This is a genomic window from Bifidobacterium bifidum ATCC 29521 = JCM 1255 = DSM 20456 (genome assembly GCF_001025135.1).
GTDB classification, from domain to species: domain Bacteria; phylum Actinomycetota; class Actinomycetes; order Actinomycetales; family Bifidobacteriaceae; genus Bifidobacterium; species Bifidobacterium bifidum.
This window is the reverse complement of the sequence record NZ_AP012323.1, coordinates 1,764,505-1,789,690: the sequence shown is the minus strand read 5'-3', so window position 1 is coordinate 1,789,690 and position 25,186 is coordinate 1,764,505. Positions and strand designations below refer to the sequence as shown.

13 protein-coding genes and 1 tRNA gene are annotated in these 25,186 nt (G+C 65.0%); 9 read left to right on the top strand and 5 right to left on the bottom strand.

The genetic code is table 11. The annotated features are described in order from the left end of the window. Positions 1-28 precede the first annotated feature (28 nt). The gene (locus tag BBBF_RS07520; RefSeq protein ID WP_003814628.1) at positions 29-874 is read left to right on the top strand and encodes a PRD domain-containing protein; all 846 of its coding nucleotides are present in this window, start codon (positions 29-31) and stop codon (positions 872-874) included. Between the two features lie 81 nt (positions 875-955). On the opposite strand, the gene BBBF_RS07515 is transcribed toward BBBF_RS07520, so the two are convergent. After that, complete coding sequence (locus tag BBBF_RS07515; protein ID WP_013363837.1) at positions 956-2,086, bottom strand: diacylglycerol/lipid kinase family protein; 1,131 nt, start codon at positions 2,084-2,086, stop codon at positions 956-958. Positions 2,087-2,417: 331 nt separating this feature from the next. Further along, positions 2,418-7,211, bottom strand: a complete 4,794-nt coding sequence (locus tag BBBF_RS07510; RefSeq protein WP_021647738.1) for an ExeM/NucH family extracellular endonuclease — start codon at positions 7,209-7,211, stop codon at positions 2,418-2,420. Between the two features lie 296 nt (positions 7,212-7,507). On the opposite strand from BBBF_RS07510, the gene serS reads away from it, so the two are divergent. The 8 genes from serS to pgl all read left to right on the top strand — a co-directional run bounded on the left by serS (position 7,508) and on the right by pgl (position 20,452). After that, positions 7,508-8,794 carry a serine--tRNA ligase gene (gene serS / locus BBBF_RS07505; RefSeq protein WP_021647739.1) on the top strand — a complete coding sequence of 429 codons (1,287 nt, stop codon included), beginning with the start codon at positions 7,508-7,510 and terminating at the stop codon, positions 8,792-8,794. Between the two features lie 86 nt (positions 8,795-8,880). Further along, positions 8,881-8,965, top strand: a tRNA-Ser gene (locus BBBF_RS07500). Between the two features lie 545 nt (positions 8,966-9,510). Beyond that, complete coding sequence (locus BBBF_RS07495) at positions 9,511-15,270, top strand: alpha-N-acetylglucosaminidase TIM-barrel domain-containing protein (protein ID WP_231855215.1); 5,760 nt, start codon at positions 9,511-9,513, stop codon at positions 15,268-15,270. A gap of 373 nt (positions 15,271-15,643) precedes the next feature. After that, complete coding sequence (locus BBBF_RS07490; protein ID WP_003818894.1) at positions 15,644-15,988, top strand: hypothetical protein; 345 nt, start codon at positions 15,644-15,646, stop codon at positions 15,986-15,988. A gap of 143 nt (positions 15,989-16,131) precedes the next feature. Further along, the gene (locus BBBF_RS07485; RefSeq protein ID WP_033509834.1) at positions 16,132-16,656 is read left to right on the top strand and encodes an HTH domain-containing protein; all 525 of its coding nucleotides are present in this window, start codon (positions 16,132-16,134) and stop codon (positions 16,654-16,656) included. 303 nt (positions 16,657-16,959) lie between these two features. Beyond that, positions 16,960-18,522, top strand: a complete 1,563-nt coding sequence (gene zwf, locus BBBF_RS07480) for a glucose-6-phosphate dehydrogenase (protein ID WP_003814642.1) — start codon at positions 16,960-16,962, stop codon at positions 18,520-18,522. Next, positions 18,519-19,508 carry a glucose-6-phosphate dehydrogenase assembly protein OpcA gene (locus BBBF_RS07475; RefSeq protein ID WP_021647742.1) on the top strand — a complete coding sequence of 330 codons (990 nt, stop codon included), beginning with the start codon at positions 18,519-18,521 and terminating at the stop codon, positions 19,506-19,508. Before zwf ends, BBBF_RS07475 begins: the two co-directional genes overlap by 4 nt. A 155-nt stretch (positions 19,509-19,663) precedes the next feature. Further along, a complete protein-coding gene (gene pgl / locus BBBF_RS07470) occupies positions 19,664-20,452 on the top strand; it encodes a 6-phosphogluconolactonase (RefSeq protein ID WP_021647743.1) in 789 nt (262 codons plus the stop codon). Between the two features lie 869 nt (positions 20,453-21,321). Here pgl and gndA read toward each other — a convergent pair. From gndA to BBBF_RS07455, 3 genes are all read right to left on the bottom strand, one after another. Then, positions 21,322-22,770, bottom strand: coding sequence for an NADP-dependent phosphogluconate dehydrogenase (gene gndA, locus BBBF_RS07465; protein WP_003814647.1), 1,449 nt, complete (start codon positions 22,768-22,770; stop codon positions 21,322-21,324). A 121-nt stretch (positions 22,771-22,891) separates the two neighbouring features. Continuing rightward, positions 22,892-23,725, bottom strand: coding sequence for a LuxR C-terminal-related transcriptional regulator (locus BBBF_RS07460; protein WP_003817677.1), 834 nt, complete (start codon positions 23,723-23,725; stop codon positions 22,892-22,894). Then, positions 23,722-25,167 (bottom strand): ATP-binding protein, encoded by a 1,446-nt coding sequence (locus BBBF_RS07455; RefSeq protein ID WP_003817674.1) that lies wholly within the window; start codon positions 25,165-25,167, stop codon positions 23,722-23,724. Before BBBF_RS07455 ends, BBBF_RS07460 begins: the two co-directional genes overlap by 4 nt. Positions 25,168-25,186: the final 19 nt, after the last annotated feature.

Below are 25,186 nucleotides of genomic sequence, written 5' to 3'. Positions count from 1 at the left end.
CAACGGCCGAGCGGCCGGAAGGAATGCCGTGAAAATTCTTCGCGTGTTCAACAACAACGTCGTACTCGCCAAGGACGGTGCCCGCGAGGTCATCGTCACCGGGCGCGGCCTGGGATTCCAGGCCAAACCCGGCCAGCGCGTCGACGACGCGAAAATCGTGCGCGTGTTCGTTCCGGCCGACGGCCGAGACCCGGACCATATCGCGGAACTGCTGTCCGAGATACCTCCGGAGATCATTCGACTGGTGACGGACGCCATGACGGCGACCGGGCTCGCGGAACAGGCCGAATCGCAGCCCACGCTTGTCATGGCGCTCGCCGACCACATCACCGGTGCGGTGCAGAGGGCGCAGCGCCACGTCAACATCGCATATCCGCTGCAGGCGGAAGTCCAGTCGCTGTACGCGTCCGAGTACGCGCAGGCCTCGCGGCTGGTCAATGAACTCAACCGTCACCTGAACGGTGTCCTGCCCGGCAGCGAGGCCGTGGCATTGGCGTTGCATCTGGTCAACGCCGGCTTCGCGAACGGCGACCTGTCCGACACATACAAGATGACCGGCGTCATCCAGCAGATGCTGACCATCATCGAGCAGACCTACGGCGTCTCGCTTGATCAGCACAGCGTCAACGTCGGCCGGTTCATCACCCATTTGCGCTACCTGTTCGTACGCATCCATCAGGGCAAGCAGCTCGACAAGGAACCCGAGCCGATCATCGCATCGATCCGGCAGTCATATCCCAAGGCCATGCAGTGCGCGCAGACCATCGGCACCGTCGCCTCGCTGCGTCTGGGCTCCAACCTCACCGAAGATGAGGTCGCATACCTGGCGTTGCACGTCGCACGGGTCGTCGCGGATGCGCGTAAGCATGAGTAGCGCTCTCAAAACTTGCAGATAGAGGCCATTTTCCATGAAAAACGGCCTCTATCTGCAAGTTTTGAGAGCGTCGGTTTCGTATCAATCGCGAATCGGCGGGATGATTCCCGTCGCTGACATGTCGGGCGCGACCTCCGGCACGCGCACGCACAGCGCCTCGCGGTCGACGGTGAATCGCAGATGCCGCGTGCGGCCGAGCATGTCGCCGTCGACCTGGGCTAGCACCGGCTTCTCCAGCGTGATCTCCGCGCTCACTCCCTGAATCTGGTCCATCGTCGAATTCGTCGACAGTGGGTTCGATCCGGGCTTGCCGGTGATGGTCTGGTGCACCACATCGCCGAACAGGTTCGCCCAGCCGAAAATGCCGCCCGATGTGTCGATGATCTCGAAATCGAGGATGCCATCGTCGTATGAGGCGTTGGGCATCAGCGAGAACACGGGGATCTGCCCGCAGTTGCCGGCCATGAACGTGCGGAATGCCACGCCATGACGGGTGTGCATGCTGCCGTCCGTGCTGGTGATGGTCACGTCGCCCCGGTATTTCGGGGTGAACAGGTTCTTCACGCCGCCGACGAAATACGCCAGCCAGCTGATGTTCTTCTTCAGCTGCGGGTCGGTGTCGTCGATCATGGCGGCATCGAAACCGACCCCGGCGATGATCAGGAATGCGTGGCCGTGATCGGCCTTCGGATCGTCCAGCAGCGAGAGACGGCCGACGTCCACGTGCCGCGACCCGTGCGATGTGGCGACGGTGAGCGCCGCGTCGATGTCGTCGATCGGAATACCCATGTTGCGGGCGAACAGGTTGCCGGTGCCGATCGGGATGATGCCCATGGCATGGCCGGTGCCGGACATGGCGCTCGCGACCGTGCGGACAGTGCCGTCGCCGCCGACCGCGACCACTACGTCGGCGCCGTTGGCGAGCGCCTCCTTGGCGCATGCGCGGCCGTCCTTGTCGAGCTGCGTGTCGATGAATTCCACGTCGGTCAGTCCCTTGTCACGGCAGAACTGTTCGATGTGCGCGCGCCGCTGGGCGGCCTGCGGCTTGGACGGGTTCACGACGAAGACGTAATGCACCTGATCGTCGTTGCGTTTGACGAGCTGCTGCGACAGGCGCTTGTGGCGGCGGGCGCGAAGGGCGAACGTCACGGCGACGATGAGGACGATGACGCCGGCGATGACGGCTATGGTGATGATGGCGGCTAGCGGCATACCTCCCATTGTGAACGTTCAAGTGGCTTGTAATGGTTTCGCCCTGCCGAAATTCGACGATTCCCACACGATATTCACGGGCGGGGGCATGCGTGGGGAGAGGAACGAAGCGGATGCCACGGCGACCGGCCTCGGTCTTGTGTTGTCATTGGGAGGTGCGTCGTCTTGCTCCTGCTGGTGGGAGCTGGCTCGCGTAGCGAGTCTGACGGTGGCTTGGTGTGTTGGCGACCACCCCCGGTCTCGCTGCGCGCATAAAAAATCCGCGTGGCGGGAGGCACCCGTTGGGGCGCGTCCCACCACGCGGAGGACTGTGGCCAGTTCAGCTGGCCGGTCAGCGTATGCGATCGGCTCGCTTCGACGTGCGGACCGCGGTGAGACCGGCGGCCAGCAACGCCATCATGGCGACGACCACCGCCACCACGGGTGCGCCGGTCTGCGACAGCTGCTCGACGGCGCCGGCGTTGCCGCCATTGCCGGCTGCGTTGTTCGCGCCGTCGTGCCGTTCATCGCCCGTACCGGGCTTCGTCTGACCAGGCTGCTCGGGCTTGCCGGGCTTGCCGGGCTGAGGTTCGGTCGAGGTGCCGGCGGCGACGGTCAGCGGCAGCGTCACGGTTGTGCCGTTGGTCACGGCCTTGACGGTGAGCGTCGCCGCGCCAGCCGGCAGCCCGGCGGGAACCGCGACCTGCAATGTGGCGGTGTCGCCGTCCTTGACGGCCGCGGAGCCGACCTCGGTGCCGTCGATCGTGGCGACCAGCTTGGTCTCGGCGGGCACGCCCAGCGAGGTGAGCGTGAGCTTCGAGAACTGCAGATCGAACGAGGTACCGGCCGTGACCTTGCCACCGGCCGGGATGCCGGTGACGGCCACCGCGCGACGGTCGTAGCGCGGCTTGAGCGGCGAGTTCTTGGAGATGTAGTCGATCCATGCGTCACGGTCGACCAGACCGGTGTCCTTCGTGTCCTTGCCGGCGGCGAAGGCGCGGAAGTTGTCGCCGCCCTGCAGCAGGAACGAGAAGGAGCCGATGCGGTACTCGCGCTTGAGGTCGAGCGGCTTGCCGTTCACGGTCACCGAAGTGATGTGATTGCCCTGCGCCGCGTTCGGATCATAGGTGTAGGAGACGTTGTGCGACAGGCCGAGCTGCAGGTACGGGCGGGAGGGCACGTTGCCGTCGGCGTCGGTCTGCCACTGCTGTTCGAGGGCTTCCTTGAACTGGGCTCCGGTGAGTGTGGTGGTCCACAGGTTGTTGAGGAACGGCAGCACGGCGTTGGCCTGGGCATAGGTGATGGTGCCGTCGGCGGCGATCGTGCACTTCTCGTTGTCGCCGGTCTTGCAGAATTCGGCGCGCAGGCCGCCGGGGTTCACCACGCCGATTTCGGCGCCGCCGCGGTCCTCGGACGACAGTGAGTCGAGCAGCGAGTCGGCGACGAGGTTACCCATCGTGGATTCGGAGGCACGGTCGTCGCGCGCGCCGTCCTTGAAGGCGGTGGTGATGTCGGCGGCGATGGAGCCGACTGGCTTGTCGCCTTCCTCCTGGCCCTTGGCCACGGCGGCGTCGACGATGCTCTTCACGTTCCTGACGGTGTCGTCGCCGGCGGCCGCGAGCTCGTCGTCGCTCTTGCTGGTGTCGACCGCCACGTTGCCGGACTTGCGGTAGGTGACGGTGCCGGTGGCCTTGTCGTAGTCGAGCACGACCTGGCCGATGTTCGCGGCGTAGCTGCCGGTCTGGATGACCGGGCGTCCGTTGTGGGCCGGATCGGTGTACGAGTACTTCATGTGCGTGTGCGCGGTGAAGATCACGTCGACCGCCGGGTCGGTGTCGTCGACGATCTTCTTGAACACCGGGCTGGCGGCCTTCTGCTCGTCGATGGTCGGCTTGGCGGTGGCGCCATCCTCGTTGGAGGCGGCGCCCTCGTGGTATTCGGCCACGATCACGTCGGCCTCGCCGTTCGACTCGTCGCCGTCGGTGAGCTGACGGGCCACGCGGTTCACGGCCTCGACCGGGTCGCCGAACTCGATGCCTTCGATGCCGCCGGGGGAGACGAGCGTGGAGGTCTCCTGCGTGACCACGCCGATCACGCCGACCCGCACGCCATTGACGTTCTGGATGCTGTATTCCTGAAGCGCCGGCGTACCGGTGCCCTTCTTGTACACGTTCGCGCCGAGATAATCCCACTGCGCGTTGCGCTTGCCGTCGGTGCCGATCACGCGGCCGGTCAGGTCGTCGTACCCCTGGTCGAACTCGTGGTTGCCGACCGCGGAGGCCTTGAGCCCCAGCGCGTTGAGCACGTCGATGGTCGGCTGGTCCTTCTGCACCGACGAATTGAACAGCGAGGCGCCGATGCTGTCGCCGGCCGCCAGCAGCAGCGACGAATCCGGGTGCTCGGCGCGCAGCTGCTCGATGGTAGCGGCGAACGGCACCGTCAGGTTCTTGCCGATACGGCCATGGAAATCGTTGAAGTTCAGCAGATTCAGCGTGGCCGTGCCGCCGGTCGTGCCGGAGGCCGAGATTCCGATGATCACCGGATCATGGTCGGAGGCGCGGAACTGATCGGCCTGGTACAGGTTCTTCGCATTGTAGTTGTAGCGCGAGTATTCCAGCGCCACGGATTCGACGGAGTTGATGTTCCAGATGTCCGCGCCGGTCACGGACCGCATCGCGGCCTCGTTGGCGAAGATGTGGTCGAGCGAGCCGACCCCTCCGTTCGTGTTGCCGGATTCGTCCTTGACGGTGTAGGCGTAGGTGTACTTGCCGGTCTTTTCGCTCACCTGCTCGCTTAGGTCGGTGTGTCCGGCCGCCACGATCTTCTGGATCGGTTTTTCGGCGTAGTAGGCGTTGAAGTCGCCGACGAGGAAGACCTTCTCCAGCTTGAGATCGCTCTTCACCTCATCGGTGAACGCGAGCAGCGCGTCGGCTTGCGCCTGACGGGTGTAGTCGGCGTTGCCGGAGCCGTCGCCGGGATCCTGGTTGAGCGCGTTGCTCGCCGAGCCCTTGGACTTGAAGTGGTTGGCGACGACGAGGAACGCATCGGAGTCGGCGGCGCCCTTGGCCTTGAACGCCTGGGCGTCGGGCTGGCGGCCGTGCTCGTAGCCGTTCTTGCCGTTGAATGCGTCGGAGTCGGTGAGGATTCGGGTTTCGCCGACGGTCGCGACCTTGGCGGGCTTGTAGATGAACGCGGTGCGGATCACGTCCTCCACGTCGAGGTCGGGGACGGTCTGCGGGCTGGGCACGTAGGCCCAGGTGCCTTCGCCGGCCTGCTCGTTGAGCGCGTCGACCAGCGTGGAGAGCGCGTAGTCGCGGCGCTCGCCCTTGAATGATGCCGGCACGGAGCTGGCGGCCTTGGCAGAGTTCTCGATCTCCTCCAGCGAGACCACGTCGGCGCCGAGGTTGTTGATGGCCTTGACGATCTTCGCCCGCTGGCGTTCCATGTTGGCCTTGTCCCATGCGCCGCGCACGTCGCAGTTCTTCGCGGTGACCGGGTTGCCGTCACGGTCGGTGTAGGCGTTGCTCGTGGAGCAGCCGGTCTTGTCGGCGGTGGTGGAGAAGTAGTTGAGCACGTTGAACGTGGCGAGCCTGATGTCGCCTCCGACCGCGGCCAGATCGGGCGTGTCGGTGCGGGTGCTGGTGAACGTCACCGGCTGCGCGTCGGCGTTGTCTCCGGTCAGGCGTTCGGTCGGCTGGAAGCGCCACGCGCTGTTGCGGTAGTCGAGCACGACGGGCTTGGTGAACGTGACCTTCTCGCCCACGCGCACCGGCTGGTCGTTCGACAGGTACGGCAGCGGCGTGTCGGCGTTGTCCGGGTACTTCGTGTCGAGGAAGTTGCGGCTGGAGCCGTCGTCCAGGTACACGCCCTCGGCTTCGATGCGGTCGAGTTCGGCCTGGTATGCGGCACCGGTTTCGGCGTCGCCCTTGAGGCCCTTGACGGTGGGGTTGAGGAACGGCTTGTTCGATGCCGCGAGTCCGATCTCGCCGTACTTGTTCGTGTTGTACACGTCCGAAACGGTGTAGTCGCCCTGCGGCGCGATCAGCATGCTTTCCAGGCTTTCGCGCTCGGTGTCGGTCTTCGGGAACGCCACGGTGGAGGCCTTCGGGGCCTCGACCTTGTCGGAGAGCTTCGTGACGGAGCTCGCGTTGAGCTCGGTCAGGCCGTAGTATTCGCTGATCGTGCCGTTGACCTTGACATAGTCGCCGATCTGAAGATCCTTGACGTTCTTCGAATCGTATACGAACAGGCCGTCGGACGCCTTGTGCTCGGCGAGGTCGACCGCGCCTCCGGTTGCCGGCGTCTGGATGGTGTAGCCGTTGAATCCGCCGTCCGGGTAGGCCGCGGTCACCACGCCTGTGGTGGTCACGGTCTTGCCGACACACGGGCTGGTGTCGGTGGTGCCCTGGATCTGCGCGATTTCGGCCTCGCCGGTCGGGCAGTCGCCGGGCGTCGGGTCTGGTTTCGGTGTCGGCTGGGATCCTTCGCCGGTGCCTTCGGGGGTGATGTCGGCGCTCAGCGTGAAGTCGGCGCTGTTGTCGTTTGTGTCCACGCCGTTCGCGCGGTTCAGCGACTTCACGTCGGCGTTGCTCTTCGGCGCGGTGGCAGCCGCCTTCTCGAACGTGTTGGTGTCGCCGTAGCCGAGCGCGTCGATGATGTCGGCGTTCGCCGTGGTGTCGCCGACGGCCGGGCTGAGCTTGCTTGTCGTGGCGGCGAGGAACAGCGTGCCTTTGGTGCCGCTGGCGTTGAGGTTGGTGGCGGTGGCGTCCGCTTGCGGCAGCTCGGCACCGTCGGAGCCGTTCGAGCCCGCCTTGATCAGATAGTGGCCCTTGGCCTTGATGACGCCGGTCAGGTCGGCGGCGGCGTTGCTCGCGCCCGTGCCGCTCGCCGGACGGTACTGCAGCGAGGTGCCGTCGAGCGTCACGTCATTGTCGGTGGTGTTGTACAGTTCGATGAATTTGTTCTTGTATGCGGCGCCCTTGCTGCCGCCGGACAGATACGCCTCGTTGATGACGACGCCCGACCAGGACGCCGCGGTCTTTTCCTCGGTCGGCTGCGCGTAGGCTGCGGTGACTGGCATCGCCACCAGCGGCACCAGCAGCGCTGCCGAGACCAGCAGGCTTTGAATGCGTGTTGAAATACGCATGGATACTCCTTCTTGCTGAAGATTCCCGAGCGACGCGTCGCAGGGCGCGAACGGTCGTCGCACGGGAACCGATGTGCAACGCCAGCGTAGGAAGCCCGAAGAGACGGCACATGGAGCCGCAATGAACGTCATGTGAATCCGCTCGGAACTCTGTTCTCCGGCTCCGTAGTCGGATGCGGCGATGCAACGGCCGCGCCGGCCGAGGGGAGGGAGTGGCCGTGATGTGTGCGGCGGGCCGTTCAAGGGCCGGTCGAGGGGTATTGTCCGTGTCGGCTTACGGCGGTAGTGTTAGGCACATGCTTGATATTCAATTCATTCGCGAACATGCTGACATTGTCAAGGAATCCCAGCGCAAGCGCGGCGAATCCGTCGAACTAGTCGACGAGGTGCTGCGCTCCGACGAGACCCGTCGCTTCGCGCTCAAGGAGTTCGAGGAGGCCCGCGCCCAGCAGAAGGAGATCGGCAAGAAGGTTGCCGCCGCGCCCGCCGACGAGAAGGCCGCGCTGATCGCGCAGACCAAGGAGCTGTCCGCCAAGGTCGCCGAATACAAGGCCACCGCGGACGTCGCCGCCGAGGAATACACCACCGCCATGTGGAAGCTGTCGAACGTCGTCGAACCCGAGGCCCCGGAAGGCGGCGAGGACGATTACGTTGTCGTCAAGAAGGTCGGCCAGCCCCGCGACTTCGCGGCCGAAGGCTTCGAGCCGAAAGACCACCTGACCCTCGGCACCGGCGTGGCCGGCATCGACATGCGCCGCGGCGTCAAGGTCGGCGGCTCCCGCTTCTACTTCCTGCGCGGCGCGGTCGCCCGCATGCAGATCGCCATGCTGACCATGGCCGTCGATCAGGCCGAGAAGCACGGCTTCGTGCTCGCCATCACCCCGACGCTGGTGCGTCCCGAAGTCATGGCCGGCACCGGCTTCCTCAACTCCCACGCCGACGAGATCTACCGTCTGCGCGAGCCTGACGAGCAGTACCTGGTCGGCACCTCCGAGGTGGCGCTCGCCGGCATGCACGAGAACGAGATCCTCGACCTGTCCAACGGCCCGCTGCGCTACTGCGGCTGGAGCTCCTGCTACCGCCGCGAGGCCGGCGCCGCAGGCAAGGATACGTCCGGCATCATCCGCGTGCACCAGTTCGACAAGGTGGAGATGTTCGTCTACACCAAGCAGGAGGACTCCTACAAGGAGCACCAGCACCTGCTGAGCATGGAGGAGGAGATGCTCGCCAAGGTCGAGGTGCCGTACCGCGTCATCGACACCGCCGCCGGCGATCTCGGCTCCTCCGCAGCCCGCAAGTTCGACACCGAGGCGTGGATCCCGACCCAGGGCCGCTACCGCGAGCTCACCTCCACCTCGAACTGCACCGAGTACCAGGCCCGCCGCCTGAACATCCGCGAGCGCAACGAGGACGGTTCCACCCGCGCGGTCTCCACGCTCAACGGCACGCTGGCCACCACGCGCTGGCTCGTCGCGATCCTGGAGAACCATCAGCAGAAGGATGGCTCCATCGAGATTCCGCAGGCCATGCGCCCCTACATGGGCGGCAAGGAAGTCATCGAGCCGACCAAGTGGGAAGCCTGATCGCTTCGGCGTCGACCGCATCCGGTGGCGGAGAACATCCACGCCGGATGTATAATTGAATCTTGTGCGCTTCGTGGCGCACATAAGGACAGGTGTCTGAGCGGCCTAAAGAGACGGTCTTGAAAACCGTTGTGGTGCAAGCCACCGCGAGTTCGAATCTCGCCCTGTCCGCATATCGGGGTTCCGGGTGCATCGCCTGGAACCCTTTTTGTCTATTGCCGGCATATCCGCGGTCCGGCATCTGGGGATTGTGCCACACCACGTCAATTTGTGGTCAAAATCGCATTGTGTGGCACAGCGTTTGCCACACAATGCGATTTCGACGCGTTTTTGAGCTGGTATGGCAACGAACAAGAATTCAGGAACCGCCATTTTCCAATGATCTGAGGAATTCGCCCGAATTGTCCTGAATCGGCGCTGTACCACACCAGCACAAAAACCGCCAAAAATCGCATTGTGTGGTACAGGGGCGGTTGAAAGCGGCGCGGCGCGGCGTGATGCGGGCGCGCCATGTCCCATTCTTTGTATATATTGTTAACAAAATCCGGCAATGTTCGCCGGCGCGGTTCTTACTGAAAATCAAGAGAAGACAAGGGCAATCAATGATGGTTTCATCCGCTCGTCATCGTCGTGGGCACTCGCCCGAACATCCTCCGACCTGCCCCCGATCATGGCGGCGTCGCGCGACGGCCCTGCTCGTCGCCATGGCGACACTCATGTGCGGCCTGATCACATCCGGACGCCTCGCGCGCGCCGTGGAACCGGCGATCGCCGGCGTCACGGCGAGCGGTGCCGCCGCGGACGGCCATGCTGCGGCCGCCGCAGTCGACGGCGATCCGGCGACCTACTGGCAGTCGCCCGCAGACTCGTCGATGCAGGACTACCGCCGCTTCCTCGACTTCGACCTGCACGGCACATACAGCATCTCGCAGATCGACATCACCAACCTCACCGGCTCGTACTACCACTACGAGGTCTATCTGTCCAAGGACGGCGCCGACTACGGCAAGGTGGCCTACAAGAGCGATGACGCCCCCGCGAGCGGTGCCGCCGACACGCATCCCATCGATGCCACCGAAGCCGCATACGCGCGCATCAGCGTCAGCTACAACTCCGCCGCCCAGCAGGTCAACCTCGCCGAAGTCGCTTTCCACGGCACCAAGGTCTCCGACGAGCAGGCCAGCCCCAAGGCCATCTCCGTCACCGACTTCGACTCAAGCTCGTGGGGCCGGGAGTGGGCCCGCGTAGAGACCGACTCCGACTATGCCGCCGAGAAGACCGTCACCGAGGTCAGAAACCTCGTCGGCCGCGTGATCGGCGAGCGGTGGGTCGACAAGTTCGACTTCCAGCTGCGCGGCAAGGCTGACGGCAAGGACGTGTTCGAAATCTCAGACACCGGCGACGGCCGGATCTCCATCCGCGGCAACAACGGCGTCTCGCTCGCGTCCGGCCTCAATTATTATCTGCGCCACTGGTGCAAGGTCGACTACAACCCGCTGTTCGGCTCCCAGCTGTCCATGCCGGAGAGCCTGCCTGCAGTCGGCCGGAAAATCCTCAAATACACGAACTACGAGTACCGGTACGCGCTCAACTTCTGCACCTACTCGTACACGATGGCGTTCTGGAACTGGGATGATTACGAGCCGTTCCTCGACTGGGCGGCGATGAACGGCGTGAACCTCATGCTCGACATCGTCGGACAGGAGGAGGTGCTGCGCGAGACGCTCACCCAATACGGCTACAGCGACGACGAGGTGCGCGAATACCTGTCCGGGCCGGGATACTACGCATGGTTCTACATGCAGAACCTGTACTCGGTCGGAGGCCCCCTGCCCGCCGCATGGTTCGAGCAGCGCGTCGAGCTCGGCCGCAGGATACACGACCGCATGCAGGCGTACGGCATCACGCCGGTCATCCAGGGCTTCGGCGGTCAGGTGCCGGCCGACTTCCAGGAGAAGAACCCGACGTCGGTGGCCGCGTCGTCCGGCACATGGTCCGGTTTCGACCGCCCGTACATGATCAAGACGTATCTGACCGACGCCGACAAGGCGGCCGGCAAGGAGGACTACTTCCAGAAGGTCGGCGACACGTTCTACAAAGCTCAGGAGAACGTGTTCGGCAAGGTGTCGAACTACTACGCGGTCGATCCGTTCCATGAGGGCGGCATGGTTCCAGACGGCTTCGACATCGTCGACATCTACCGCACCGTGCAGCGCAAGATGCTCGACCATGACCCGGCGGCCGTGTGGGTGATGCAGCAGTGGCAGTGGGGCATCGACGAGACGAAGCTCTCCGGGCTCGCGGACAAGGGCCAGGCGCTCGTGCTCGACCTGCAGAGCGACCTGCGCTCGCAGGCCAGCGCGATGGAGAACCAGGGCGTGCCGTGGGTGTGGAACATGTTGCACAACTTCGGCGGACGCATGGGCCTTGACGGAGTGCCGGAGGTGATCTCCCAGGACATCACGAAAGCCTACAACTCCAGCGGTTATATGCGCGGCATCGGCATCACGCCCGAAGCCATCGACAATTCGCCGATCGTCTACGAGCTGCTGTTCGACATGACCTGGGAGCAGGATCCGGTCGACTATCGCTCCTGGACGCAGGAGTATGCCGAGCGCCGGTACGGCGGAACCGACGGGACGATCGAGAAGGCGTGGGGCATCCTGCTTGACACCGCCTACAAGCACACGGACGGCGAATACTATCAGGGCGCGAGCGAATCCATCATCAACGCCCGCCCGTCCGACAACACCATCGGCTCGGCGTCCACGTGGGGCCACAGCGACATAGATTACGACAAGCGGCAGTTCGAGAAGGCCGCGGCCCTGTTCGAGCAGGCGTATGACTCGTACAAGGACTCGGCCGGCTTCCGCTACGATTACGTCGACGTGATGCGGCAGGTGCTGGCCAACAGCTTCCAGGAATACCAGCCGCTCGCCGGGCAGGCGTACAAGTCGGGCGATCTGGAGACGTTCCGGACACTGTCGTCCCGGATGCTGGACATCATCAAGGCGCAGGACAAGCTGCTTTCCAGCTCGGACGACTTCCTCGTGGGCGCATGGATCGACGATGCCCGCACGATGCTCGACGGCGCGGACGATTGGACCGCCGACCTGTTCGAGCTCAACGCGCGTGCGCTCGTCACCACGTGGGGTCTGAACAAGAACGGCTCGCTCATCGACTATTCCAACCGCCAGTGGGCCGGGCTGACCGGCGACTACTACTATCGGCGGTGGAAGACGTACGTGGACAACCGGCTGAACAAACTGGAGCACGGCACCGACTTCACCGACCCGGACTGGTTCGACTACGGCTGGCAGTGGGCGAACCGCAAAAGCGACGAGGACGGGTATGGTTTCGCGACCGAAGCCGCGGATGATGTCGACCAGAAAGCGCTCGGCAAGATCATCCTCGACCAGTATTCGGTCACCGCGATGGACGACGTCACCGACGGTGGCACCGCGGTCGAACGCACGAACCTGGCGCTGGGACATGACGTGACCGACGAGGACACCGGCACCGTCGTCCCGGACGTGACCGACGGCAACACCGACACCGGCTGGACGCAGACGGGCAAGACCGACGCCACGCTGGTGGTCGACCTCGGCGGCACGTATTCGATCACCGGCGCCGGCATCACCCTGCAGCAGATCGCGGCCGACTTCCCGCTGCGCTACGAGATCGAGGTCTGGAACGGCTCGGGATGGGTCGAGATAGGCCGCAGCGAAGCCGATGCCGTCAGCTCCAAGAACGAGGTCGCCGCCGACATACTCGGCTCCAAGGTGCGTTGGAAGTTGCATTCGACGAACGGGCGGGACCTGACCGGCATCTACGAGCTGTCCGTCTGGGGAGCCGCGCAGCCGCAGCCCGAGTACACGAACCTGGCGCTCGGCGGCGCCGCAAGCGCCGGCCCCAGCGAGCGGCCCGCGTCGAACGGCAACGACGGCGACGACGGTACGCTGTGGGTCGGCAACGGGTCCGACCCGAACTGGTATCGGATCGACCTGGCGTCGGCGCAGCGTGTGGACCGCGTGCGGCTCGTGTTCGAGACGGCCGGCCGCCTGTTCCAGTTCAGGGTCGTCGCGGGGCTCGCTGACGGTACCGAGCGGACACTGATCGACGAGACGCAGAACCAGGGCGCCCTCGATCAGGTGTATGCGGCGAATCTTGGCGAGGAGGTCGAACACGTCACCGTGGAGTTCACGGGGTCGGTCGGTGGCACCGCATGGCCGGCGCTCGCCGAACTCGAACTGCTGCAGGAGGCCGGCGACACCATCGAAGGCGTGAACATCGCCACCTCGGCCGCCATCACGTCGTCGCCCACCAAGGACGCGCCCGAGAACGCCGGCGCGCTGGTGGACGGCAAGGCGACCGCATGGGTGTCCCGCGACGGCGCCACGCCGGCATGGTTCCAGCTCGACTACGCCAAAGCCCGTGAGGTCGACAGCATACGGCTCAAGTTCGAGGAAGGCCAGCCCGACCGCAGCATGCAGTTCACGTTGAAGGTGATCGACGCGAACGGCGACGAACATACGGTCGCCGAACGAACCGAAGCCGACCTGAGCAAACAGCAGGGCATCGTGATGGACGTGCCGGTCGGCATGAGCATCACACGCATCCGCATGGACATCGCCGACGCCCGCATCCCCTCCAGCGGCTCGCCCGCATGGCCGCTGGTGTCCGAGATCGAGGTCTACGCGACGCCCGGCAACGTGGCTCGCGACGCCAAGACGACGGCCTCGGACGGCTCGACGCTCACGGCCGCCGACCTCGCCAAGCTGACGGACGGAGACCGCGACAGCGCGGCCACCTTGACGGCCACGGCTGACAAGACCCTGACATTCACGCTCGCGAAGGCCGCGGACATCAACATGCTCGGCCTGCTGGCCTCCGGTAACAGCGAGCCGGTGCGGTTCAAGGCCGAATACCGCGTGGTGCCGCAGGACGGCGGCGGTGCGGGCGATGGTGCAGCCGACCAGTGGAAGACGCTGACCGACTATTCCGGCAATGCGCAGATGAAGCCGGAGATCGTGGCCCGCCTTGCACGGCCCGTCTACACCGACGCGGTACGCATCACCGTGCTCAACGAGAACCCCGTCGCCATCAACGAGTTGTACCTGTATCAGGCGGATGCAGGGGCGTCTCTGGAAAGCTACCTCTCGTCCGTCGAGACCGCGCTCGGCAAGCTCACCGTCGGCGAATACGCCGGCAACGTCACCCGGGCGGCGAAGACCAAGCTCGAAGTCGTGCTGGAGCGGGCGCGGGCGGCGCTGGACGCCGGACTGACCTCGCGCGAGGCCGGCCGGTGGACGACGACCGTCGAAGACGCGGTGTCCGAGTTCTACCGCACCGGCTACGTGTCGCTCGACCGCAACGCGCTGTATGTGGCGATCGATGACGCCGCGGCGCTGATCGCGTCTCTGGACGCGCATGGCCTGCCCGCGTCGTCGGCCGCATTGGCCGAGGCGAGGGCAAGCGCCAAGCAGGTCTCCGACGCCTACGGCACGGTGACGCAACAGGATCTCGATGACGCCGCGGCTGCGTTGCGGCGGTCGGCCGACACGGCGCTCGCGCAGCTTGACGCGCAGGAGCGCTATCAGGTCGTGCTGGATGCGGCGGTCAAGACGCTGGAGGACGCGCAGACGGCGGGCAGCGTCGGCGAATACGAGGGGCAGCATCCGCAAAGCGCCGCGGACGCTCTGCGCCAGGCCATCGACGACGCCAAGGCCGCACACGGTGCAGCCGCCGGAGACGCCGATAAGGTGGACGCCGCGGCGGACGCGCTGCGCCAGGCGACGACCGCGTTCAACGAGTCAATCGTGCACATCGATGCGGCCGCGTTGGATGCGGCGAAGCGGGCGGCGAACGGTCTGGTCGAATCGCAGTACGACAGGGCTGCGTGGGCGACGATGCGCGAGGCTCTTGCCGCCGCCGTAGCCACCGACATGGCGCACATCTCCCAGTCCGACGTGGACGCCCTTGCGGCACGGCTGAATGATGCCATCGCCGCGCTGTCCGACGCGCGTCTGGACCGTGGCCCGTTGTCCGACGCCATCGCGTCGGCTCAGGCTCTCAGAGAAGGCGATTACACTGCCGAATCGTGGAAGGCGTTCGCCGAGGCGTTGGCCGCCGCGCAGGAGGAGTGCGGACGGCGATCCACCACGCAGGGCGATCTGGACAAGGCCGTAAAGGCCCTGACTCAGGCTCGCGACGGGCTGGAGCGCAAGCAGCCCGGCGGCGGTGAGGAACCAGGAGGTGGCGAGGATCCCGAACAGCCTGGCAGCGGCGGACAGCCCGAGCGTCCCGGTGGCGTCAAACCCGGCGCCGGCGGCAACGCCGATACCTCCAAACCCGGCACGGCGGGCACGGAAACCCTCTCGAAGACGGGCGCCCAGACGCTGCTGCTCGCAGTGACGGCATGCATCATGCTTGCCGCGGGATTCTCCATCACGACGGCGCGCTCCCGTCGCCGGTGACCGGCTGCGGTATGGCCGGGCACCTGTATGGGGTGACCGGCCATACCGACGTGCTCGCACACACATGGTCTCCTGCATGACCATATCGCGCCGCCAAAGACACCCCCGTAACTCCCCGTCATAACCCCTTAGAAACATAGTCCCCCAAATATCTTCCCGCTGGCGCTACACTTCGAAATCACGGGGGGGGGGGCTTGTTTTGCGCTTTTTGCGTAGGATGAACCCTCCCGAAGCAAGAAGTGAAGGATATATCATGTTTCGGGAAAATCGACGTTTCGTCGTCAGGTTCAGGCAACGATTATCAATATCATCCAGCAAATATACAGGCGATGCCGCCGCCGCAAACGCGGTGCACAAGGCGCAATCCCCAGTCATGCGCGTGGGTGATGAGGCCCCGCTGACCGCCGCCAAGGCCGGATCCGCCGCTCCGGCCGCCAACATCGCTCTGGCCGCAACGCTTGACATCGCCAATGGCGTCGACGTCATCCTGACCGGCGAAGTCGATGGTCACATGATCGATTCCATGGCCGATGCCAAGCCCGTGCTGAAAACCTCCACCCCCGACGCGCCGAACACCCCCGAACCCTCGGAAGTCCCTGTGAAGTCGGAGACCTACGCCGCGGTGACATCCGTCGCGACTGCTTTGGGCGAGACACGGCTGCCAGGCACGTCGCCGATGATGACCCGTGCACGCCGCGAATCGCATATCGGCGGCTGACTCGGCCATCCGCCTGCCTTTCACGAGGCAGGGCGGGCGTCCCGATTCGGAGGATACTGCGGGGAAGACAGTGCAGTGAATCCTGGCGAACCTCCGTTTCATGTTCATCTCTATCGATGAGAAGAGTGCTGGAGGGCACCATCATGAAAGACAGAGAGTTTGACGACGACGAGATTGACTACCTGCGTTCACTGCCTGCCGTGAACAGCGTCGGACGGAACCGCATCCGATACACCGGCCAGTTCCGCGAATACTGCATGCAGCGGTATCGTGCGGGGGACTCGCCGACGGGTATATTCCGCGACGTCGGGCTTGACCCGTCGCTTATCGGATACAAGCGCATCGAACGGTGCATCGCGCGTTGGAAGATGATGGAACCGGCTGATGACGACGCCGAGCCGATATCCGCTGACAAGTTCCCGCGTACCGGCAATCCGCTGATTCCGCCGGCGCCGATTCGCGCGGCCACGATCCGCGAGAATTTCGGCGGATCGGCGGCCAAGGACCTGCGCGATATGCTCATAGCGCAGCAGATCCGGTACATCCACGAGCTGACCGCGGAGAACGACAGGCTCCGCGAACGCAACCGGAGACTCGAATCCGGACTGCGGGAGGATGAGGGCGAGACCGGCGAGCAGAGCGGGGAGACGGACCAGCCCACGCTCTGACGCCAGCTTTCGCCCCCGCTGGCGGGACGAGCCGTACAGTAGACAGCCCGGTGGGCTGTCTATAGGCGAGTATGAGCCGGCAGGCGCATCAGAGAGATGCGGCTGCAAGGCCGTCCTTGATTGCAGGGCCCGGAGGACTGTCGCGTAGCGACTGTGCTGTCTCGCCCCCGCTGGCGGGGACTGTCGCGTAGCGACTGGGGGTGGTCCCGGAGCGGTTCTCACCGCGCCAAAATCCCGCGATGTGCTGCATTGCATGGTTCTTTCTGAGAGGAATGGGCCATGAGATGCACGCGCATCACTACTATGGTGCGTATGACTGATTCCGTTTCCGCCACGCCAACCGCGTGGACCAATCCACTGCGCGATCCGCGCGATTTGCGCCTGCCGCGCATCGCAGGCCCGTGCAGCATCGTGATCTTCGGCGTGACCGGCGATTTGTCGCGCAAGAAACTGCTGCCCGCGATCTATGACCTCGCCAACCGCGGCCTGTTGCCGCCGAGCTTTGGACTGACCGGCTTCGCACGCCGCGACTGGACCGAAGACCATTTCAGGGATTTCGTCCGCGAGCACGTGCAGCAGCATTGCCGCACCCCGTTCCGCGAATCGACGTGGAAGCAGCTCGCAAAGGGCATCCGTTTCGTGCAGGGGACGTTCGATGACTCCGCGGCGTTCGCGCGGTTGAGCGACACGGTCGCTGAACTGGACCGCGACCGGGGCACGCGCGGCAACCATGCCTTCTACATGTCGGTGCCGCCGCGGGCGTTCCCCGTGGTGGCGCGTCAGCTCGCCGACTGCGGACTGGCCCGCTCGTCCGAGGGCGCATGGCGACGCGTGATCATCGAGAAGCCGTTCGGCCACGATCTGGCCAGCGCCAAGGAGCTCGACCGTGTGGTCTCCGAGGTGTTCGACCCGTCGAGCGTGTTCCGCATCGACCATTATCTCGGCAAGGAAACCGTGCAGAACATGCTGGCGCTGCGTTTCGCCAACGCGATGTACGAGCCGATCTGGAACGCCAACTACGTCGACCACGTGCAGATCACGATGGCCGAGGACATCGGCGTGGCCGGCCGCGCCGGATACTATGACGGCATCGGCGCAGCGCGCGACATCATCCAGAATCATCTGCTGCAGCTGCTGGCCCTGACCGCCATGGAGGAGCCGGTCTCGTTCACCGCCTCCGACCTGACCGCCGAGAAGACGAAGATCCTCTCCGCGGTGCGTCTGCCGAAGGACCTCGCCGCACACACCGCTCGCGGACAGTACGCCGCCGGCTGGCAGGGCTCGCATGACGTCGTCGGATACCTGGAGGAGAAGGGCATTGACCCGGCGTCTACCACCGAGACCTATGCGGCGATCCGGCTTGACATCGACACCCGCCGCTGGGCCGGTGTGCCGTTCTATCTTCGTACCGGCAAGCGTCTCGGCAAGCGTGTCACCGAGATCGCCGTCGTGTTCAAACGCGCGCCGCACCTGCCGTTCGAGTCGACCGCGACACGCGAGCTCGGCAAGAACGCGATCGTGATCCGCGTACAGCCCGACGAGGGCGTGACGATCCGCTTTGGCTCCAAGGTGCCTGGCGGCACGGCGATGGAGGTACGTGACGTCTCGATGGACTTCAGCTACGGCCGTTCGTTCACGGAGAGCTCGCCGGAGGCATACGAGCGACTGATTCTCGACGTGCTGCTCGGCGACCCGCCGCTGTTCCCGACCACCGAAGAGGTCAACCTGTCGTGGAAGATCCTCGACCCGATCGAGGAATTCTGGTCCACGCTCGGTCAGCCGCAGCCGTATCGTGCCGGCACGTGGGGGCCGACGGAGGCCGATGAAATGCTCGCACGCGACGGACGCCACTGGAGGATGCCATGATTATCGAAATGCCGAACACCCGCACCCGCGAGATATCGCAGAAGATCGACGAGTTGCACGAGGAGCGCGGCGAGTCGGCGACCGGCCGCGTGCTGACGCTGCTGATCTCCACCACCGAGGACGAGCTGGAGCAGGCGCTGGAACTGGCCAACGCCGCCAGCCGCGAGCACCCGTGCCGTGTCATCGCCATCTCCCCGCGGCGTGGAAATGGCGTGCGCAAGCCCGTCGAGGGTGCGCCCAAGCCCGCCGAGGACGCGGATGCGGCGTACGACAATTCCAATCTGGACGCCCAGGTGCGCTTCGGCGCGGACGCCGGTGCCGGTGAGATCATCGTGCTGCACCCGCGTGGTGGGCTGGTCCATCATCCCGACACGTTGGTCATCCCACTGCTCGTGCCCGACGCGCCGGTCGTGGCGTGGTGGCCGAACGAGGCGCCGGCCAACCCGTCCAAGGACCTGCTCGGCGCGATGGCGAGGAGTCGCATCACCGACGCCATGCACTCGTCGAACCCCTACCGCACCATCGAGGATCTGCGCCGCAACTGGTCGCCGAAGAACGTGGACATGGCATGGACGCGCCTGACGGTGTGGCGTGCGATGCTCGCCACCATGCTCGACCAGCCGCCGCACCTGCCGATCAGCACGGTGAAGGTCTCCGGTCCGAAGGGCTTCCTGCCCATGGATTTGCTGGCGGCCTGGCTGCGGCTGAAGCTCAACGTGCCCGTCATCATGGAGGAGGTGCCCGGCGCGACCGCCGTGACCGGCGTATACCTGACGCGCGCGGACGGGACGCTCAGTCTGGAGCGGCCGGACGCGAAGGAGGGCATCGCCGTCATCAGCACGCCTGGCCAGTCGCCGCAATCCATCAGCGTGCCCACGAGGACGCTTGAGGAATGCCTGAGCGAAGAGCTGCGTCAGCTCGACCCGGATGAAGTGTATGCTGAAGTCATCACCCAGGGATGGAATCTGATTCATCCTGCCGAATAAGCACTGTCGGGCCGGCGTCTCGACCGCAAGGCGCCGGCCCGACGGCAATCGGTGAATCAACGAATGAACGACGATGCGTGAGCGTCACGGAACCGTCACGCGCCCATGCCCGGGCGCGTGAAGACCGAATCAGAACGACAAAGGAGCTGTAACTGATGTCGCAAAGAAAAACCGTAACATGCCCGAACCCCGATGTTCTGGCGCAAGCTGTGGCCGTGCGCGTGCTGACCACGATCAGGAACCTGCTCGCCGAACCGGGGCGCAGCCGCGTGGATATAGCGCTGACCGGCGGGACCGACGGCAATCGCGTGCTGCGCGCGATCGGCACCGACCCGCTGGCCGATGACCTGGACGCCTCGCGCGTGCACATCTGGTGGGGCGACGAGCGGTTCGTGCCCGAGGACAGCGACGACCGCAACGCCAAGCAGGCGCGGCGGTTCCTGAACATCCTGGTGGAGCGCGGGCTGATGCCGGAGGAGAACATCCACGAGATGCCCGCTGACACGCGCGACGCCGCACAGATCGCCGCAGCCACCGACGAGGAGAACGATGCGGTGCTGGCCGATGCGGCCGCCGCCTACCAAAAGGAGCTGATCGAGCAGCTGGGGGAGGAGCCGACGCTGGACATCGCGTTGTTCGGCGTCGGCCCGGATGCGCATTTCGCGTCGCTGTTCCCCGGCCGGCCTGAAGTGCTGATCGACGACCCGCATGTGCTGGTCGCCGGCGTGCGCGATTCGCCGAAGCCGCCGCCGCTGCGCGTGACGCTCACCGTTCCCATGATCGCCCGTTCGCGGCACACGTGGGTGTTCGCGTCCGGGGAGCGCAAGGCCGATGCGGTCGCCGCCGCCTTCGCCCAGCCGCGCAATCCGCAGGCCCCGAGCTCCTTCGCCGACGGCGAGGAACTCATCTGGTACATCGACCAGGACGCCGCCAGCAAGCTGTGAGGTTTGTCTCGACTATCGGATAGTTCGGTATTTGACGCCTGTTATTTCGGATAACGAGACAATTCGAGGATTCCGTGGCACGAAACGGCAAAGATGCATGGTTTTGCCGTTTCGTGCCGCGTCTCCCATCGTGAAATAAGATCTGATTGGTGTTCATCATGGCATGAGATTGAGGCCGGTCTGTCAATCATGGCGATGCGGTTCGACGATCGTACTGGACAATCCGGTCGTATTGCGAATTTCGTTCACTCCGCCCGAGGGTTCATTGCGTGCCCGGTGCGGTCCGGCATGCGAATGGGATGCAGCGCAAGAAGCGCGCAGGGTTGCGATGCCGATGCGTGTACAACTCCCGCGAAATGGCATAATGCGCGCGTTGTACGGGGCGGAATCTGTACAACAGCCGTTGAAAACGATTGCGCCCACTGTTGTACACCGACGGAGTTCCTGGAAACGTTGGAATTCCAACGAAATGAGGAATGGTGTGCGAGGTCTCTCGGGACGGTGTATGTACAACTGCTGCGTTTGCCTACAATGCGCGCGTTGTACAGGAGGATATGCACCGCCGGCGGTGACTGGGCGTTGATTGGTGATGTTGGGATGCGGCTGGTTGCGATTACTGTGCGCGAAAAACGTCTGTGTGAAAAATGGGAACCACACGATATGAATGGTGTGCCGATGAAACACGATGGCGCAGGCGCCCCTAGGGGAGCCTGCGCCATCATTCGTATGGTTCGCGTTCGATCTGCGAGCGGTAGAGAGGGGCTTGTGGTGAGGCTCGGTGTTTGCTTATGACCAGGCTCGCCTTCGGCCCCTACGATTGGGGTCTCGCTTCGCGAGGCTCGGTGTCTCCTCGCGGCTGTCACCGGAAATCACGCAATGATTTCCTCACGGCCAGGCTCAGCCCACAACGTGTGGAAAGCACCGGGCATGTCGGTGCGCTGGTAGGTGTGGGCGCCGAAGTAGTCGCGCTGGCCCTGGATCAGGGCGGCGGGCAGGCGCGGGGAGCGCAGGCCGTCGAAGTACTCCAGCGAGGAGGCGAACACCGGCACCGGGATGCCGAATGTAATCGCACGGGAGACCACGCGTCGCCACGAGCGCTCGGCGGTCTCGATCGCGTCCTTGAAGTACGGGGCGAACAGCAGAGACACGTTGGCTTCGCCGTTCTCGAACGCGTCGGAGATGCGGTTCAGGAACTTTGCACGGATGATGCAGCCACCGCGCCAGATGCGCGCCACCGCAGCCAGATCGATCTTCCAGTCATACACCTTGGCGGCTTCGGTGATCTCGTTGAAGCCCTGGGCGTACGCGACGATCTTCGAAGCGTACAGCGCCTCGCGGATGTCATTGATGAACGCGACCTTGTCTTCCTCGGCCATCGGCACCACGCCGGACGGTCCCTCGAAGTCCTGCTTCTGGGCTTCGGCGCGAAGCTCGGCCTGCCCGGACAGTCCTCGCGCGAACACGGCCTCGGCGATACCGGTCACCGGCACGGCCAGATCAAGCGCCGACTGCACGGTCCACGTGCCGGTGCCCTTCATGCCCGCGTGATCCACGATCACGTCGACCAGCGGCTTGCCGGTCTTCTTGTCGACTTGATGCAGCACGTCGGCGGTGATCTCGATCAGGTAGGACTCCAGCTCGGTCTTGTTCCACTCCTCGAACACGTCGCCGATCTCAGCCGGCGTCATACCGAGCGCGCGACGCATCAGGTCGTAGCTCTCGGAGATGAGCTGCATGTCGGAGTATTCGATGCCGTTGTGCACCATCTTCACGAAATGGCCAGCGCCGTTCTCGCCGATATGCGTCACGCACGGCTCACCCTCGGCCTTCGCCGCGATGGACTCGAAGATCGGCTTGAGCGTCTTCCAGGACTCCTCGCTGCCGCCGGGCATCATCGAGGGTCCGAGCAGGGCGCCTTCCTCGCCGCCGGACACGCCGCAGCCGACGAAGTGCAGTCCGCGGGCGCTGATCGCCTTCTCGCGGCGGATCGTATCGGGGAAGTGCGCGTTGCCGGCGTCGACGATGATGTCGCCCGGCTCCATCAGATCGGCCAGCTGGCCGATCATCGCGTCGGTCGGCTCGCCCGCCTTGACCATGATGATCGCGGTGCGCGGCTTCTTCAGCGATGCCACGAATTCCTCCATCGTCTTCGCGGGGAAGAACTCGCCCTCGCTGCCATGCTCGGTGATGAGTTTCTCGGTACGCGAATAGTGACGGTTGAACACCGCCACCTTGTTGCCGTGACGGGCGAGATTGCGGGCGAGGCTCGCTCCCATTGCGGCCAGTCCGACGACACCGACGTTTGCTTCAGCGGTCATGCTGTTTCCTTCCGACGAGGATAGGGTTTTGTTCGTTACCAGTGTATGAAGAACGCTCTACGTGGGTGGCGTCCGTTTCACCGTCGGCATGGAAATGTCGCCGCGCCGGTCGTGCCTTGCCTCATACGATGCGGCGGTCGGCTGCCCAGCGGGTCAGTTCAGTGCGGTTGGACAGCTGCAATTTGCGCAGCACGTTTGACATGTGGGTCTCCACGGTCTTGATGGAGATGAACAATTCGGCGGCGACCTCCTTGTATGTGTATCCGCGGGCGATCAGGCGCATGACCTCCTGCTCGCGGCCTGACAGCAGGTCCAGCTCCTCGTCGCGGCCCCGCGCGCCGCCGGCCCCGTCCATCGGCGCCCCCTGGAAGGCGGACAGCACGAATCCGGCCAGTTTCGGCGAGAACACCGCATACCCTTCGTGCACCTGCTTGATGGATGAGATCAGATCGTCGCCGGTGATGGTTTTGGTAACGTATCCGCGTGCGCCGGCACGAATCACCGAGCCGACGTCCTGCGGCGAATCCGACACCGACAGCGCCAGGAACGCGGAAGCGGGGGAGAGCGGCTGCGATTTGGCGAGGATCTCCGCGCCTCCTCCTCCCTCGCCGCCGGGTACGTGCACGTCGAGCAGCACCACGTCCGGTCTGATGTCGGCGATCATCGCGATCGAGCCTTCCACGTCGGCGGCCTGCCCGACGATGTGGAAGTACGGCTGCAGCGTGGCGATGACACCGGCGCGGAACATCTCATGGTCGTCGACGACGGCCACGCGAATCGGCGTCGCCGCAGCTTCGCGGGGAGTGGTATCCGTATCAGTGGCTCTGCCGGACTCCACGTCGTTGCACTCCACGCTGCCGAACTCACCGGCCGCCCCTTGCCTCGCATCCGCTCCTGATGTCGGTCCGATGCTTGTGCTGTCTGCCTGACCCATATGCTTCACCTGTCGAATCATGTTTCCCTCTGCGTGCGTGTGTATGATGCCGCGCCGGATGGCGGTCGTCCATGCTGCCCGCCGGCGTTCGTGGCATCGCCCCGCTGGTTCGGTTGCCGTCCGCCTGCGACCGGCATGTGCATGCGCACCTCGGTGCCCCAATGCGGCCTCGATACGATCTCCACTGTACCGCCCCGTCGTCGGATCCGCCCGATGATCGACTCGCGGATGCCGAGCCGGCCCTCGGGAATCGCGTTCACGTCGAACCCATCGCCATGATCGCGCACGAAGACCTCAACCTTGTCGGCGCCGGCCTCGCAATACACGGAGATGGGCTCGCCGCCATGCGTCACGGCGTTGATGAGCGCCTGCTGCGTGGCATCGAGCAGCGCGTCGGTCTGGGCACTGGGCCTCGCGTCGCCCACGGTCACCACTTCGATCGGTTTGCCGTGCTCGTCTTCCGTCTGCGCGGCGATGGCCTTCAGCCCGGCGCTGACCGAACGGTCCGATGTGGTGCGTTCCTGATACAGCCATTCGCGCAGTTCGCGCTCCTGCTGCCGGGCGAGCGAGAACACGGTCTGCGGGTCGTCGCTGTGCAGCTGGATCAGGGCGAGCGTCTGCAGCACGCCATCGTGCAGGTGCGCGGTCATGTCGGCACGTTCCTCTTCACGCTCCTTGAGTGCGCGCTCGGTGGATAGGGAGCGGATGAGCGTGCTCACCCAAGGCACGATCGCCAGAGCCGTGCCGGCCAGCAGTACGAACCCGCCGATGATGATGCGGCGAGGGGACGCGCCCCACCCCGGAACCGTGCTGGTGAACACGAAGATCGCATAGCCGACGAACAGAAGCACGATGCCGCCAAGCATCGATGGCAGTTTGCCCTCGTCCGCGTCAAACCGCGACCATGCCAGTCCGAGGCCGCCGACGGCGACGGCCAGCGGCACGATCAGCTCCCGTCCGCCGGCAAACGACAGCAGCACGCTTATGGCGATGAACACCAGACCGGCCAATGCCACCAGTGAAGGTTTCGGGGCGCGGCGCAGAGCCGCCGCCAGTCCCTCCGAGGAGTCGTCGGCGTCGCTGCGGCCACTGTCACCCGCGGTGCCGGCGTATGCCGCATTACCGCGGGAGAGCGGCTCGGCGAAACCTGTCGAGGCCGCATCCGACATGGCCTGCGCGGCGGCGACGGGATCGCCGACCGGCATGAACATCCACAGGAACACGTATGCGATGACGCCGGCCCCGAACGCGAGAGCGGCCGCGGCGAACGCGAGTCGCACCAGCCATACGGGCGCTCCCAGATGTAGGCTCACGCCACGGCACACGCCGACGAGGACGCGCCCGTTCCGCGGGCGCATCAATGGCAGGCTCGGCGCGGCGGACGGCGGTTGGGCGCGGCGGGCCTGCCATTGCGTCCGACGGGGCGCGTGCGGCTGCCGGTATGGGTTGTTCGGCTGGATCATGGTCCCATTGTGCGCCTCC